Below are 14,348 nucleotides of genomic sequence, written 5' to 3' on the forward strand. Positions count from 1 at the left end.
AAAGGGTTCCGGCCCTCGGTGTGTCTACCGGCGGTGTCCCACCGCCTCCTCGTAGAGGGAGCGGGTCACCGTCTGCGACTCGGGGAGCGCATCGTCTTCCGCCACGCCCTGGGCACGGTAGGCGGACTGGAGGCGGTCCGTCGTGCCGGTGCGGATTTCCCAGTCCATGCGGAGCGACGGCGTCGAGCGCAGGATCGCCTCGTCCGTCTGCAGGAGCTTCGCCAGATATGTGACGAAGCTCTCGTTCTTCTTGTAGTCGGCCGCGAAGTACGTGTTCACCGTGCGGATGTACGCCCGCAGCAGTGCCACTCCCGCGTCCACGTCGTCGTCCAGCAGGCTCGGGCCGTAGAGCATGCCGCCCAGGGGTTCGCCGGGGGGCTGGCCGCCCAGGAAGGCGTAGTCGGGTTCGCCGTCGACCCGGCGCCATACGGGGTCGAGCAGCCACGCCGAGTCGACGCCGCCGTTCTCCAGGGCCGTGAGGACGTCGGCGGAGCCCAGTTGCTGGTAGCGGATCCGGTCGAGGCCGCCGCCGTGCCGCTCCAGGGCCTGTTCCATGGGATAGGCGATCACGGAGCCCTTGCCGATCATCGTGCCGAGTTTCCGGCCGGCCATCCGGACGGCGGCCGCCGTCTCGCCGTCCTTCAGCCGGACCCACAGGCCGCTCTTGGACTTCGGGCCGGGCGAGAAGTTCCCCGCGACCCAGCGGATGGCGAAACCTCCGCGGATGCCGTTCATGACGGCTGCCTCCGGGGCAGCCCAGAGCGCGTCGACCTCCCCTTTCGCCAGCAGCGGGAGTGCCTCGGGCGTCGGCAGCACCTTCAGCGTGACGTCCAGGCCCTCCTTGGCGAACTCGCCCTTGTCGAGGGCGACGCGCAGGGGCGCCACGTATTCGGCACCGAGTGTGCCCGTCGCGATGGTCAGCTCGCGGGGCTCGGGGAGCCGCCGGGCGGGCGGGGAGCCCGGGCGGCAGCGGGCCGGGGTGCGGTCGGGAGCGAGGTCGGCCGGGTCCGTCCAGGAGCCGGCGCCGCACCCCTCGACCGGGCGGACCGTGCGCGTTCCGGCGTCCGCCTTCGGCGTGGCGGTCCCGGAGGACGGCGACGAGCAGGCCGCCGAGGCCAGCAGCGCGGCCCCGAGCAGGGTGAGGCCGTACGTACGTCCCCTGCTGACGGCCCTCGTACGTTTCCTCATGACTGCCCCCGTCCCCGGTCGCGCGGAGCCCACGGGGTGAGCAGCCGGCCGGTGCAGCGGACCAGCTCGGAGAAGAGCACGCCCAGGACGGCGACGCAGACGATGCCGACGAACATCACGTCGTTCTGGAAGAGGGCGCGGGAGTCGAAGATCAGATGGCCGAGGCCGTCGGTCGCGGCGATCTGTTCCGAGGCGACGATCACCAGGACCGCCACGCCCGCCGCGATCCGCGCGCCGACCAGGACGGCGGGAAGCGAGGCCGGGAGCAGGACGTGGCGGAACATCTGCCACGGCGAGGCGCCGAAGACCCGCCCGGCGTCGCGGTGGCCGTCGGGGACCGCCATGACCGCCGACATCGTGGAGATCCAGACGAAGAAGAAGACCGTGGCCGCGACCAGGGCCACCTGCGGGCCCTCGCCCAGGCCGAACATGTTCAGGAAGACGGGGAGCAGGGCCAGCTTCGGTACGACGTACAGGGCGTCCAGGAGCGGTTCCAGGGCGGCCCGCACCAGCGACAGCGAGCCCATCAGCAGGCCCAGGAGATAGCCCGCCGCCGTGCCGACGGCGTAGCCGGCCAGGACACGCCTGAGCGTCGCCCACACGTCCGGCCACAGGTCACCGGCCGCGGCCCGGTCCCAGCCGTCGGCGAGGATCGTGGACGGTGCCGGGTAGACGCGGTCGTCGATCCAGCCCCGTACTGCCGCGAGCTGCCAGAGCAGCACGAGAAGGAGGGGTACGGCCACGGCGAGGGAGAGCTCCAGGACGCGGCGGCGGCGATGGGTGCGTGCGGGGTGCAGTTCGCGGGGGCCCGGGCGGCGGACCAGGACGGAGGCCTTCGCCTCGGGAGCGACCGTGGTCATGCGGGCACCGCCTCCTTGCGCAGCAGGTCCCACAGCTCGCTCTTCAGCGCGGTGAACTCGGCGGTGGCGCGGACGTCGCCGGTGCGGGGGCGCGGGAAGGGCGGGCGGTGTTCGGCGATGATCCGTCCCGGGCGGGCGGACATCACCAGGACGCGGTCGCCGAGGACGATCGCCTCCTCCAGGCTGTGGGTGATGAACAGGGTCGTGGTGCGCAGCGCCTGGGTGATCTCCAGCAGCTCGTCCTGGAGGATCGTGCGGAGCTGGGCGTCCAGGGCGGCGAAGGGCTCGCCCATCAGCAGCAGTTCGGGCTCGACCGCAAGCGCGCGGGCGATGGCGACGCGTTGCCGCATGCCGCCGGAGAGGGCCGCCGGGTAGGCGTGCGCGAAGTCGGCGAGGCCCGTGCGGGCCAGCCAGTCGGCGGCCCGGGCGTTCGCCTCCCGGCGTGGGACGCGCTGGACGTCGAGACCGAAGCGGACGTTGGCCTGGACGGTCTTCCAGTCGTAGATGCCGTAGTCCTGGAAGATCATGGCCGCCGGGCGCGGACTGGACGTGCGGATCTCCAGCGTGCCGGTGCTGGGCCGGAGCAGACCGGCGGCGATGCGCAGCAGGGTGGACTTGCCGCAGCCCGAGGGGCCGACGAGGCAGACGAACTCGCCCGGCGCGACGGTCAGGTCGAGGGGGCCGAGGGCGTCGACGGCGCGAGGGCCCCGGCCGAAGGTGCGCGTCAGGTCATGGGCGGTGACCATATGACGACCCGTCAGATACGGGAAGTGTGCGGGCAGCGCGAAGCCCCGGCACCCATCGGTGCCGGGGCTTCGCGTGCGGCGAAGAACTAGGCGGCCGCGCAGTTCGGGCAGACGCCGCGGTACGTCACCTCGACGTCCGAGACCCTGAAGCCGAAGCGCTCCGAGTCGGGGAGGTCCGCCAGCGGGTTGCCCACCGGGTGCACGTCGCGGATCGCGCCGCACTGGGCGCAGACCAGGTGGTGGTGCGGCTGGTGGGCGTTCGGGTCGTACCGCTTGGCGCGCTGGTCGGTGGAGACCTCGAGCACCTCGCCGAGCGTCACGAGTTCGCCGAGCGTGTTGTACACGGTCGCCCGGGAGATCTCGGGCAGCTTGGCGACGGCCCGGGCGTGGACCTCGTCGGCCGTCAGGTGGACGTGTTCGCCGTCGAGGACCTCGGCCACGACGCGCCGCTGCGCGGTCATACGCCATCCGCGTCCGCGCAGCCGTTCCAGAAGGTCGCTCATGGTCACCAGCCTAACAGTAAAAGGGACCAGGTCGCGAACAGGTGTGAAGTTAGAGTCTTGCTTGCTTTAGACAATGTCTATTGTAGGATCGAGACCGGCTTTGGCCGAGGGACAGGAACGGTCGGGAATGGCGCAGGAGGCAGACGTGACGCAGGGACCGCTTACGACGGAGGCCGGGGCTCCGGTCGCCGACAACCAGAACAGCGAGACCGCGGGCGCGGGCGGCCCGGTGCTCGTCCAGGACCAGCTCCTGCTGGAGAAGCTCGCCCACTTCAACCGCGAGCGCATCCCGGAGCGGGTCGTGCACGCCCGTGGCGCCGGCGCCTACGGCACCTTCACGGTGACCGCGGACGTCACCCCGTACACCCGTGCCGCGTTCCTCTCCGAGATCGGCAAGAGACCGAGGTCTTCCTGCGCTTCTCGACCGTGGCCGGCAACCTGGGGGCGGCGGACGCCGTCCGCGACCCGCGCGGCTTCGCGCTGAAGTTCTACACCGAGGAGGGCAACTACGACCTCGTCGGCAACAACACCCCGGTGTTCTTCATCAAGGACGCCATCAAGTTCCCGGACTTCATCCACACCCAGAAGCGCGACCCGTACACCGGCTCCACGGAGGCGGACAACGTCTGGGACTTCTGGAGCCTGTCGCCCGAGTCCACGCACCAGGTGACCTGGCTGTTCGGCGACCGCGGCATCCCCGCCTCGTACCGCCACATGGACGGCTTCGGCTCGCATACCTTCCAGTGGCAGAACGAGGCCGGCGAGGTCTTCTGGGTCAAGTACCACTTCAAGACCGACCAGGGGATCAGGAACCTCACCCAGGCCGAGGCCGACAGGCTGGCCGGCGAGGACCCGGACAGCCACCAGCGCGATCTGCGCGAGGCCATCGAGCGCGGTGAGTTCCCGTCCTGGACCGTGCAGGTGCAGATCATGCCGGAGGCGGACGCGGCGACGTACCGCTTCAACCCGTTCGACCTGACCAAGGTCTGGCCGCACGCCGACTATCCGCCGGTCGAGATCGGCAAGCTGGAGCTCAACCGCAACCCGGAGAACATCTTCGCCGAGGTCGAGCAGTCGATCTTCAGCCCCGCGCACTTCGTGCCGGGCATCGGTCCGTCCCCGGACAAGATGCTCCAGGGCCGCCTCTTCGCGTACGGCGACGCCCACCGCTACCGCGTCGGCATCAACGCCGACCACCTGCCGGTGAACCGCCCGCACGCCACCGTGGCGCGCACCAACTCCCGTGACGGTCATCTCTACGACGGCCGCCACAAGGGCGCGAAGAACTACGAGCCGAACAGCTTCGGCGGCCCGTTCCAGACGGACCGTCCGCTGTGGTCCGCCACGGCCGTGAGCGGCGTGACGGGCAACCACCCGGCCCCGGTCCACGCCGAGGACGACGACTTCGTGCAGGCGGGCAACCTCTACCGGCTGATGGACGAGGACGGGAAGGAGCGGCTGATCGCCAACCTGGCGGGCTTCATCGCCAAGGTCTCGCGGGACGACATCGTCGAGCGGGCGATCGACAACTTCCGTCGGGCCGACGGAGACTACGGCAAGCGGCTGGAGGCCGCGGTCCAGGCCCTGCGCGGCTGAACTCCAGCACTGGACCGCTTGCGGTAGGGACGGCCCGGGCCCCTTCGGGGAGCCCGGGCCGTTCGCACTGTCAGGCGGGCACCTGCTGACGCGCCGGTGCCCAGCAGCGGATGATGTCGCGGACCGAGACGACGCCGGCGGGCTCGTCGTCCTCGAGGACGATGAGGTGACGGAAGCCGCCGTGCGCCATGGCCGCGGCCGCCTCCTCAAGGGTCCAGACCGGGGTGGCGAACACGACGTCGGTGGTGGTGTGGGCGTGGGCGCGTTCCGTGTCGGGGTCCTGGCCCTGGCCCACGGAGATGAGGATGTCACGTTCGGTGAGGATGCCGATGCCGCCGGCGTCGGGGTCGTGGACGATGGCCGCGCCGACCTTGCGGGCGGCCATCAGCGCGGCGGCCTGGCGGAGGGTGTGGGTCGGGCCGATGGTCAGGACGACAGTGCTCATGGCGTCACGGACGAGCATGGATGGAGCCACCTCCTGGGAGTGTCCCCGCCGTTTGTTCATCTTTTCACAAATTCACAAGCGGGCGGACCCTCAGAGTGACAGGCAAAGGGAGGGGCAACAAGGGGGCGCTCGGTAACAGCGGGCGCGCGCTCAGTAGCGCTGGTATTGAACGGCCGCTCTGGCGGGCTGCGGAGTTGCTCGGTAGCCCGCCGGAGAGCTGGGCTTTTGCCCTCGTCCTCTGTCGTCGTTGGTCGTCATCGGCCGCCGTTGGACGGCCCAGAGACGGCCCGGTGTCACGGGTAGCTCTCGCCGAACTGGCGGCCGTCTACCAAGAACGGTCCTCGGCGCGCGCTCGCCATGCGCAAGTCCTGCTCGACTCCTAGCCTGGAGCCAACGGCCGGCACGACCAGATGGACAAGGCTTACATACGCTTCTGAACTTGTCTTCCCTGGACGAGGGGTTCCAGATGTGACTCAGATAAGCGGGCGCTACGGACGCCATGCTCGCCTCGCGGTTCTCACAATAATCGACGAGGAGTTTGAAGCGGTAAAAAATGATCTGGGCGCCAACTACGAGGTAGATACGACGGGGGCGTGGGCGCCCATTTCGCAAAGCGTCGCGATTGCGCAAGCAGAAAAGAACGTCAAATACGTCACATACCCTTTCGTTGTCGCGCAAGCATCCGAGCGTTCTAATTCTCCCGCAAACGAGCAGATCAGAAGGCTAGTAGAGCGCTTCCGCCCCGAGGTCTTTGTGGTAATCGGCGTTGCTGGCGGGGTCCAGCGTGCTGAACGAATCAGTAACGACGAAATACGGTGGACGGGACCTGTGCCCGGAGATATCGTCGTGGCGAACTATGTCCACTATGCCGATTACACGGCAAGTCTTCCGCAAGGAGAATTTCTGCGCTATTACGCACTGGACCACCCTTCGGCAGTGCTGATTACGGACCACGCAAGAGCTATTAGGCACTACCCGTGGCACGAAACCGTAAAATTGAACCCACCCACTACCTCGGTGACCCCTAGCACTACCTCGGTGACCCCCAGAGTCCACATTGGGGAGATCGTAGCCACTGAGAGCATCAAAGGAAATCCCAGCAGTGACGATCAGGTCAGAATTGTTAAGCTTTTCGACAAGGCGCTCGCGATTGACATGGAATCGGCTGGCGTGGGGCGGTCGATACATGATCTAAGGTGCCACTATCACTACAACCCGATCTGGATTTGCATTCGCGCCATTAGCGACTCTGTTCGTGCAGAAGATCCAGATATGGATCCCGAAATCCGAAAACTGGCCGATCCGGGTCTGCTGGAAAACAATAAGCTTGAGCGGGGTCAATGGAAGGAATACGCAGCAGCGGTCGCCGCTGCGTACGCTCGTAGTCTGATCGCCAGACTTTTGTCATCACCACGCCCTCCGACCCCACGCGATCCAGGAGCGGACCGTTGGTCTTTCCCGCCAGACTAACAACGGAGTTTCGGATGGCACAGCGTAACGGAGCCGTGAGAAAGCTTTCCGTGGAACAGCAGTATCCATTTCAGTACAAGGTACTCCTGTGCTCGTCCTTTGAGGAGGTTCTAGACGGCGAAGGTCAGCCCACACTCACGTCAGCGCTACCAGCCATAGCTCTTGAACGGGGCCGCGTTCTAATACAGGCGCGTGGCGGCGCTGGGAAAACGACCACCTTGCTCGGTATATGCGGATCGGCCCAGGGGCGAGAGCTGCCTGTGTCATACGCAGATGCTCTCAATGTTTCCGCTGGACTAGAGGGGCTGGATACAGTTTCTGTAATCGGAGCGATTCAGCAAGCGGCGGAACCTGCGATCCCTGTTGAGGTTCTGGGCGCGGGACAACCGGGCCTGCTCCTAGTAGATGGCCTCAACGAGGTATCTCCGCCTCAGGCGAATGCATTTCTCGAAGTCGTCGACGTCCTGGCCACCCGCATTCCTAATCTCGGCATTGTGGTAGCCGACCGCCTGAACAGGCGAAAGGTTCGAACGGTCGATTGGCAGCTGGCCACTCTTACTCCGGTTCCCCCCAAGGTCGTGAAAGATGTCCTTAGATCCCACAACGTAGCGCTTCCGGTCGGACTGCTGGGAAACCCCTACTACCTGGAGAAGGTTCGTTCAGGCAGCGCTCAGTCTCAGCGCAGCACTACGCACCGACGGTTTCTAGTCGAGCATGCTCGACTTACTGATATCGAGTTGCAAGAGCTTGCTGATGCGACCTTCCAGGAATATCAGAAAAATACCAGTAGACGTATAGACGTAGAACGGATGAAGCGCGCCGTTGGGGAAGTTGCAATAAATAAGCTGACAGGGGCAGGTATCCTCATCGATACTCAGACTCCTCGGTTTGTGCATCATTTGCTCAGTGACTACCTCGCTGCCACCCATATCGCGGGCCAGCCAGCACTTTGGTCTCTTGATGCGTTCGACGCACTTACCTTGCGAGCTACATCATTTGACGCTCTCGCAATGGTCTTGGAGCAGCAGACACAACGAGCCGACGATCTTCTGCTGTGCGTCTACGACTGGAACCTGTACGGGGCCGCCTACGTTGCCGCGGAGGATCGTATGGGTGCTAGGCGTATCAGTGAAGGTATGGAGACAGCAATCCTGGCAGTTCTCGCAGAAAAGCGATTTGATCGAGTCTTGCCCACTGTGGAGCAGGTGAGCGATGCCCTGCGCGTGCATCCTGGAGAGCTTGCTGACGCGCTACTCATCGCGCCGTCCGTCGACGCAGTCATTTCAATCGTTTCGCGTCAACACTTGGGTAATGAGCTCATAGAGTGGCAGCAGCTATTCTGTCGGAATAGGGCAGCCAAATTCTGGCCCGGCGACATCGAAGGGATGCGCTCCCCTAACCCATTGATTGGTTGGACGATGGCGAACGTCCTGCGGCGATCACCGCAACCTGAGAGCGTGCTGTCTCTGTTGCGTGAACTATTGCATTCCGACCTCTCAACCGTTCGTTGGCGCGCAGCGCACGCTCTCGGAGCCTCTCCTGACGTGATAGTGATCGACGATCTGGTCCGCACGCTGAAGGTTGATACCAACATATGGGTTCAATATGGGGCGCTGCGGAGCTTGTTGGAAATTGCTGCAATTTCGAATACCGCGAATCGGTGGCATGTATTCTTGCGGCTCGCGGAAGCCTCTGGCGTTCTTGGCAGTAGGGAGGAACTGCTGCGCGAAACGGAGCGAACGCTAATTGTGCGTGATCCCCCCACTGACTGGGCAGAGTGTGCAGGGTTGTTGTTGGAACGACTGTGGGCCGATGCCGATAGCGTCGCTGGGCAAGATCGCTGGAGGAATGTAGCTGCACGATTGCGAGGGGTGGCACTCGGATAGCGGGACGAGAGCGTGACAACGAGGCGACACCATGTCCAACGATGCCGATACTTCGTCCGGGACGGCTAGCAGTCATGTCTCACTTGGTATCTGGGGATGGGCTCATTCCCGCAGTTCAGATGGGCAGAGCCGTCGACAGCGTCCCAAATCTGTCCGAGACCAGCGCGCTCACGGGACCGGTTCCGCTCATGACCGGGGGAGGGCATTGGATTCATTCCCGTACTTCGGACCGTGCGGTGAACCGCCGTGAACGGCGACGGACGGGCATGAATGAGACGGAAACTGAGACGAAGGACAGACGCGCTGACCAGGCCATCAGCCCTTCCGTGCCGTCTCGTCGATAGGTGCGGCCGCGTCCAGTGCGGAGAGCACGGCCGCAGGATCGCCGGCGAACGTGATGTGCGGTTCATCCGACTCGGGAGGGACGAAACGGTTGCGGTACCGCTGAAGGTCGCTCTCGGAGAAGTAGATCGCGTTCGGATCATGCGCATGATCCTCATTGCGTTTACTGATCCGTGACCAGAGTTCTTCATGGCTTGCTTCGAGATAGACCAGCATCGGTGCGGCGCCGGCGTCGGTCGCGATGGCTTGCCACCGGGCACGGTCGTCCGGAGTCCAAAAGCCGTGGTCAACCACGACATCGTGCCCCGCGAGGAGTAGCTCGCGCAGCTCAAGCGCGATGTCCTCAAGGACCGGCCGCTCAAGGGTCGGGAAGGTACCGCGTGGGAAGTCGACCCCATACACGCCATGGCGGCGGTACATCTCCTCATCCGGGCACAGGCGTACGAACCCGCGATCAGTGAGTGTGCGGGAAAGCGTGGTCTTGCCGGAGCCGGGAAGGCCGGCCATCAGGACGCAGAACGGTGGGCGTGGGGACATGGGGCTCGTCAGGGTCTCGAAGATCGCGGTCATCTCTTGTTCGGCTTCGGGCGTGATTGTGCCAGCCCTGCGAGCCGCAAGCAGTGTGCCCAAGCGGTCTTCGAGCACACTCGCGAGCGTGTCATCCATGACCGTCACGAGGAAACCTCCGATTCCGTCCGCCACGTGCGACCAGGGCCTCCCAGGTCGACGCCGTACTCCACGATGCTTCCCTCGCTATTGACGAACTTAGCTGTCATCACGACCACTGGTTCGGCCGGCGGGTCACTGGGGTCTAGTTCCAGAAGCTGCGCGTCCTCGGCTGTGAGCAGGCGTGCCGAGGCCGTGTCGATGCGATGGCTGATCGGGTGGCCGGTCGCCTCGGCGATGAGCTGGAGTGAGGTACCCCCGGTCAGGCGCTCGCTCATGGTCAGTTGGGGGATCAGCTTCGCGTACCTAGCAGGGATCCAGGACGTGCTGTGCGCCACGATGCCGTGTCGGTCCCGGTAGACCCGGCGTCGGCGGATCACATCGGAACCAGGCTCGATGTCCAGGGCCTCAGCCACCTCGGCAGGGGCGGGCACGACAGCGGCCTGGTGCGAGTCGGATCGCTCGCCAGACCCCCAGCTCGAGCCGGTGCGGCGGCCCCGGTCCTGACGCTGGGATCCGGAGGACATCGGGGCCGGCAGGTCCATGACCTCGGTCCCGATCCCGTGAATCCCTCTGACCAGGCCATCGTTGCGCAGCTTGCGCAGGGCCTTTTCCGCAGTTGCGGTGCTTACGTTCCACTCCTCCGAGAGCTTCTTGATGCTCGGCAGAAGCGTTCCGGGCTGTAGCTGACCCGAGGCGATCAGCTCCGCGTAGTGGGCGGCGATACGCGCGTACGGCGCCCGATTGTCGGCCTGACCAGCCATTACGTCTGCTCCCTCGTCTGAGTGCCCTTAGGTTCCCTAGCTTACCGCTTGACACCGCAGGGAACCCTAGGGAACCTTAGGGATGTGCCCGCCGGTCGGTTCGGCCGAACAGCGGGTGCGGGACCTTAAGGCGCCCTGGTTCAGGGCGCGTTCAAGGTCAAGGGGCCCGGGACAGAGCGGGCCGAGGGCACCGGATCCCTGGTCAACCGGATGGCTAGGCCGAAAGGCCAACGTCTCCATACGCCTACAAACGGGAGCTCGTGTTCCCGAAGGAGACAGCAAGACCTCGGCCGCACCGCCGCTTTCCTGCGGCGGCCGGTTGCCTCCGCTGCTCGTCCCGTACGAGCAGCGCTGAGGGGAGCCGCGAGGGCTTCACCAGTCGAGAGGACTGTTCATGGACCGCCTGAAGGCACAGGCCGCGAAGAACCGCGAGGCGGCGCAGGTGCTGCGCCGCCGGGGCAAGGACACCGCCGCGAAGGGGATGGAGGACCGGGCCGACGAGTTGGAGTCCGGTCGGGTCACCGACTGCACCGACGCCGTCAGCAGCCTCATCTCCTGGGCCTTTCGCCCCTGACCTCAGACCTGCTTCATCCGTAAACGGCGCGCCCCCGGAGCTGCAACTCCGGGGGCGCTGTCGGGCCGTTCACCTGTGAGAGGACACACGACCCAATGAGCCACATCGTTACTGTTCAGGACGCTGTTACCGCGTTCGCCGACTGGATCGAGCCGACGGACGCCGAGCTGGACGCGATCGAGCAGGAGATGCCCGTCGTCCAGGCGGACATCGAGCTGCTGGACGCGCAGATCATCACCCTGGACCGCATCCCGACCGAGATGGACACCCGGCGCCTTCGCCGGGCCCGCCGCCGGGCGTTGGCCGCCCGCGTCTCCCTGGCCAACCGCACCGCCGGCGCTGCCCTGCCCGGGGGTGCGGCATGAGCACCACCACACGGAGCCTGACGGCCGCGCACGCCGAGGTGAAGGCGGAGATCACGCGGACCGACACCAAGACCGGTCTCCTGCTGGCGTTCGTCGGCGCGGTGCTGGCCGGTGCGTGGACGGTCGCCCGGGACCTGCCGATGAACCTGCCCGCCTACCTCGCGGGCGGAGCCGGTATCACGCTGCTGGTCGTAGCGGCCGGGCTGCTGCTGCGCTCCACCCGGCCGAATCTGCGCGGCCGGCACGGATTCCCGCTGTGGGCCACGCTCACCGCCGAGGAGATCACCGCCGCCGTCGCGACCGACCTGGCCGCCGACATCGCCGGACTGTCCCGGCTGGCGGTCGCCAAGTTCACGGCCCTGCGCCGCGCGGTCGACCTCACCCTGGCCGGCGGGGCGCTGCTCCTCGTCGCGGCGCTGCTGACCCTAGGGGGTGCCCGGTGAACCCCACCAAGTTGACCCGCGTTCAGATCGGAGTGTTGACGGCCGCGTTCGTGCCGATGCTCGCCACGGGCGTGTTCGGCGGGATCGGCACGTACAGCAACATCGGCCACGCCTACGGCAAGGGCACCGCGCTGGGAGCGCTCGCCGCCGGTGAGGGCGCCACCGCGGTGCTCGCCCTGGTCCTGCTGGGGCTGACCATGCTGGGCCAGTCCTCCCCGCGCATCGTGCGGGTCGGGCTGTGGGCGCTGCCGGCCGCCGCCGCCGTCATGGGCGCCATGGCCGCCCCCGACCCGGGCCGCACCGTGATCTACGCCCTGACCCCGATGGGCATGTCCGTCTCGGCTGAGGGCATGGCTTTCCTCGCCCGGCGGATCGTCGTCCACACCGACGGCCGCGACGCGGAGAACGAGCGCCGCACCGCCGACCTGGTGCAGGCGCTCGCCTACCACCGCGCCCGCGCCACCCAGCACCCCAGCGGTCGAGTCAGGACGTGGTCGGAGCGCAAGTCGTGGCGGCTGGCCCGCAAGGTCGGCGTCGGCGACACGGCACTCGGATCGAGGCTGCTCGATGTCCAACGGGATCGGGTCACCGCCGGTGCAGATGCCGCACTCGCCTCGATGTTCGGCTCCGGCGCCACCCCCACGACCGCCCTCGATCCCGCCCAGCCCGCAAATGCGGAGGAATCCACCGAGACCGCCATGAAACGGTCTACGGCTGAGCTGCGGGAATCGACTCCGGATCCGGTGGTGACGCTGACTCGGCTGAGTGTGCCGGATCCGGTCGCGGTCGACCTGGGCAAGTCGATTCCTCCGCTCAAGCCGATGCCCGCGATCCCCGCCCCGATCGAGCCGGCCGCGAAGCCGGTGCGGGCGGTCGCGGCGGAATCGACCCCGCCGAGCCGCCGGGCGACCGGTCGACTCCCCGAGGTGGCCCGACCGCCCCGGCGCCCCAAGCGCACCCCGGATGAGTTGCTCGCCGAAGCCCGCATGGCGACGGCCGATTGGCCGGACGCGAAGGTGACCGCCGAGGGTATCCGCCGCGCGATCCACACCTCGCCCGCCAACGCCCGCATGCTGCGCGACACGATCCTCGCCGGGCGCACGGCGCAGGACGGGGAGGCGGCGTGACGGCCCTGCGGATCGGCTCGCTCTGCACCGGTTACGGCGGTCTGGACATGGCCGTCCAGGCCGTGTTCGGCGGGGAGTTGGCGTGGGTCGCCGATGTCGATACCGGCGCCTCGCGGATCCTCGCCCACCACCACCCGGAGGTTTCCAACCTCGGGGACATCACGGCCCTGGACTGGCGGGATGTCGGCCCGGTCGACGTCCTGACTGGCGGGTATCCCTGCCAGCCCTTCAGTCTTGCCGGACGGCGGAAAGGAACCGCTGATGAGCGGCACATCTGGCCGTACATCGCGCACGCCCTTGGCGTTCTACGACCCCGCTATGCGGTCCTGGAGAACGTCGCAAACCACCTTCGACTTGGGTTTGCCGACGTCCTCGCCGACCTTGCCCGTCTCGGGTTCGATGCGGAGTGGTGCGTTGTACGCGCGGACCAGGTCGGCGCTCCGCACCAGCGACGCCGGCTCTTCGTCCTCGCCGCTGCTGCCGACGCCCCGCACCTCGGACACGAACGGGGTGGGGGCGCATGGGGACGGGGGATTGGATCTGCGGACGGCCGTTGCGCTGTTGCCCACGCCGAACGCGTCTTTTCCGGGGACCACGGCGAACTACCGGCCGGACGGGACGCCGTACGGCGAGGGGTACGGGATGACGCTCCTCGATGCGGCACGCCTGCTGCTGCCGGGCCCCGAGACGCCGACTGGGGGCGTTTCGCCTCCGCCGTCGCGCGGTGGGAAAGGGTCACCGGGCATCGTGCCCCCTGGGCAGTTGACCATCGAGGACGTCTGAGTCCCGCGTTCGTCGAATGGCTCATGGGCCTGGATCCCGGCCACGTCACCGCCGTCCCCGGCTTGTCCCGCAACGCCCAGCTCAAGGCCCTGGGCAATGGCGTGGTCCCGCAACAGGCCGCCCACGCCCTCTCCGTCCTGCACGGTCGCCTCGCCGACCGCCCCGGACGAACCCTCGCGCACGCCGCATGAGCGGCACCAACCACCCATCCGACCGAAGGGTTGACCATGGGCAACTCCGACATCCGCCGCCTCGACCGTGAGATCCAGCGGACCATGAAGAAGCTGGAAGCCGTGCGGCGGGGCGAGTGGTGGCCGCTGACCAGCCGCGAACGCCTGTCGATGACCCGCGCCATGGCCAGCGGCGCCCGCAGCGTCCACAAGGGCCGCAGCACGACCGGCGCCGAGGACCGCATGGACTCCATCGGCTCCGCCGCCGAGATGCGACTGAACGCGGAACTGACCGCCCTGCACGGCGAGCGCCAGCGGCTCATCACCGAGGCCGCCCGCGACAAGGCCGCCAAGAAGTCGCGCGGCTGGTTCTGACCAGCCCACTCCCCGCACGCCGGGGTGGCCGCTCTTTCCACGGAC

General features: G+C 67.1%; 15 protein-coding genes and 2 pseudogenes. 10 read left to right on the forward strand and 7 right to left on the reverse strand.

The window, feature by feature from the left end; genetic code table 11:
* Positions 1-24 precede the first annotated feature (24 nt).
* The 4 genes from ABFX81_RS18195 to ABFX81_RS18210 all read right to left on the reverse strand — a co-directional run bounded on the left by ABFX81_RS18195 (position 25) and on the right by ABFX81_RS18210 (position 3,297).
* Positions 25-1,188 (reverse strand): ABC transporter substrate-binding protein, encoded by a 1,164-nt coding sequence (locus ABFX81_RS18195; RefSeq protein WP_346138325.1) that lies wholly within the window; start codon positions 1,186-1,188, stop codon positions 25-27.
* Positions 1,185-2,048 carry an ABC transporter permease subunit gene (locus ABFX81_RS18200; protein ID WP_086853358.1) on the reverse strand — a complete coding sequence of 288 codons (864 nt, stop codon included), beginning with the start codon at positions 2,046-2,048 and terminating at the stop codon, positions 1,185-1,187. Before ABFX81_RS18200 ends, ABFX81_RS18195 begins: the two co-directional genes overlap by 4 nt.
* Positions 2,045-2,794, reverse strand: coding sequence for an ATP-binding cassette domain-containing protein (locus tag ABFX81_RS18205; RefSeq protein WP_086853360.1), 750 nt, complete (start codon positions 2,792-2,794; stop codon positions 2,045-2,047). Before ABFX81_RS18205 ends, ABFX81_RS18200 begins: the two co-directional genes overlap by 4 nt.
* 86 nt (positions 2,795-2,880) lie before the next feature.
* The gene (locus ABFX81_RS18210) at positions 2,881-3,297 is read right to left on the reverse strand and encodes a transcriptional repressor (protein ID WP_086853362.1); all 417 of its coding nucleotides are present in this window, start codon (positions 3,295-3,297) and stop codon (positions 2,881-2,883) included.
* Positions 3,298-3,442: 145 nt separating this feature from the next.
* On the opposite strand from ABFX81_RS18210, the pseudogene ABFX81_RS18215 reads away from it, so the two are divergent.
* Positions 3,443-4,893 (forward strand): annotated as a pseudogene (locus tag ABFX81_RS18215) (catalase).
* A 70-nt stretch (positions 4,894-4,963) separates the two neighbouring features.
* Here ABFX81_RS18215 and ABFX81_RS18220 read toward each other — a convergent pair.
* A complete protein-coding gene (locus tag ABFX81_RS18220; RefSeq protein ID WP_086853364.1) occupies positions 4,964-5,356 on the reverse strand; it encodes a CBS domain-containing protein in 393 nt (130 codons plus the stop codon).
* A gap of 450 nt (positions 5,357-5,806) precedes the next feature.
* On the opposite strand from ABFX81_RS18220, the gene ABFX81_RS18225 reads away from it, so the two are divergent.
* Both ABFX81_RS18225 and ABFX81_RS18230 read left to right on the forward strand, forming a co-directional pair.
* Positions 5,807-6,808, forward strand: coding sequence for a phosphorylase family protein (locus ABFX81_RS18225; RefSeq protein WP_346138326.1), 1,002 nt, complete (start codon positions 5,807-5,809; stop codon positions 6,806-6,808).
* A 35-nt stretch (positions 6,809-6,843) separates the two neighbouring features.
* Entirely contained in the window at positions 6,844-8,694 is a 1,851-nt protein-coding gene (locus tag ABFX81_RS18230; RefSeq protein ID WP_346138327.1) for a HEAT repeat domain-containing protein, read from the forward strand.
* A 315-nt stretch (positions 8,695-9,009) separates the two neighbouring features.
* Here ABFX81_RS18230 and ABFX81_RS18235 read toward each other — a convergent pair whose 3' ends face one another.
* Positions 9,010-9,711, reverse strand: coding sequence for a P-loop nucleotide/nucleoside kinase family protein (locus tag ABFX81_RS18235; RefSeq protein WP_428837189.1), 702 nt, complete (start codon positions 9,709-9,711; stop codon positions 9,010-9,012).
* Positions 9,708-10,466: a GntR family transcriptional regulator gene (locus ABFX81_RS18240; protein ID WP_086853373.1), complete on the reverse strand. Its 759-nt coding sequence runs from the start codon at positions 10,464-10,466 to the stop codon at positions 9,708-9,710. Before ABFX81_RS18240 ends, ABFX81_RS18235 begins: the two co-directional genes overlap by 4 nt.
* Positions 10,467-10,860: 394 nt before the next feature.
* Between ABFX81_RS18240 and ABFX81_RS18245 the strand changes: the two genes are divergently transcribed.
* The 7 genes and pseudogenes from ABFX81_RS18245 (at position 10,861) to ABFX81_RS18275 (ending at position 14,303) form a co-directional block, all read left to right on the forward strand.
* A complete protein-coding gene (locus ABFX81_RS18245; RefSeq protein ID WP_086853375.1) occupies positions 10,861-11,040 on the forward strand; it encodes a hypothetical protein in 180 nt (59 codons plus the stop codon).
* Between the two features lie 95 nt (positions 11,041-11,135).
* A complete protein-coding gene (locus ABFX81_RS18250; protein WP_086853377.1) occupies positions 11,136-11,405 on the forward strand; it encodes a DUF6284 family protein in 270 nt (89 codons plus the stop codon).
* Complete coding sequence (locus ABFX81_RS18255) at positions 11,402-11,848, forward strand: Pycsar system effector family protein (RefSeq protein ID WP_086853379.1); 447 nt, start codon at positions 11,402-11,404, stop codon at positions 11,846-11,848. Before ABFX81_RS18250 ends, ABFX81_RS18255 begins: the two co-directional genes overlap by 4 nt.
* Before the next feature lie 56 nt (positions 11,849-11,904).
* Positions 11,905-12,975 carry a conjugal transfer protein gene (locus ABFX81_RS18260; protein ID WP_428837195.1) on the forward strand — a complete coding sequence of 357 codons (1,071 nt, stop codon included), beginning with the start codon at positions 11,905-11,907 and terminating at the stop codon, positions 12,973-12,975.
* A 47-nt stretch (positions 12,976-13,022) separates the two neighbouring features.
* Positions 13,023-13,400, forward strand: a pseudogene (locus ABFX81_RS18265) (DNA cytosine methyltransferase); the annotation flags it as partial.
* A 381-nt stretch (positions 13,401-13,781) separates the two neighbouring features.
* Entirely contained in the window at positions 13,782-13,949 is a 168-nt protein-coding gene (locus tag ABFX81_RS18270) for a hypothetical protein (protein WP_346138388.1), read from the forward strand.
* Between the two features lie 36 nt (positions 13,950-13,985).
* Entirely contained in the window at positions 13,986-14,303 is a 318-nt protein-coding gene (locus tag ABFX81_RS18275; protein ID WP_086853384.1) for a hypothetical protein, read from the forward strand.
* Positions 14,304-14,348 lie beyond the last annotated feature (45 nt).

Origin of the sequence: Streptomyces coeruleofuscus (assembly GCF_039532725.1) — a bacterium.
GTDB lineage: Bacteria > Actinomycetota > Actinomycetes > Streptomycetales > Streptomycetaceae > Streptomyces > Streptomyces coeruleofuscus.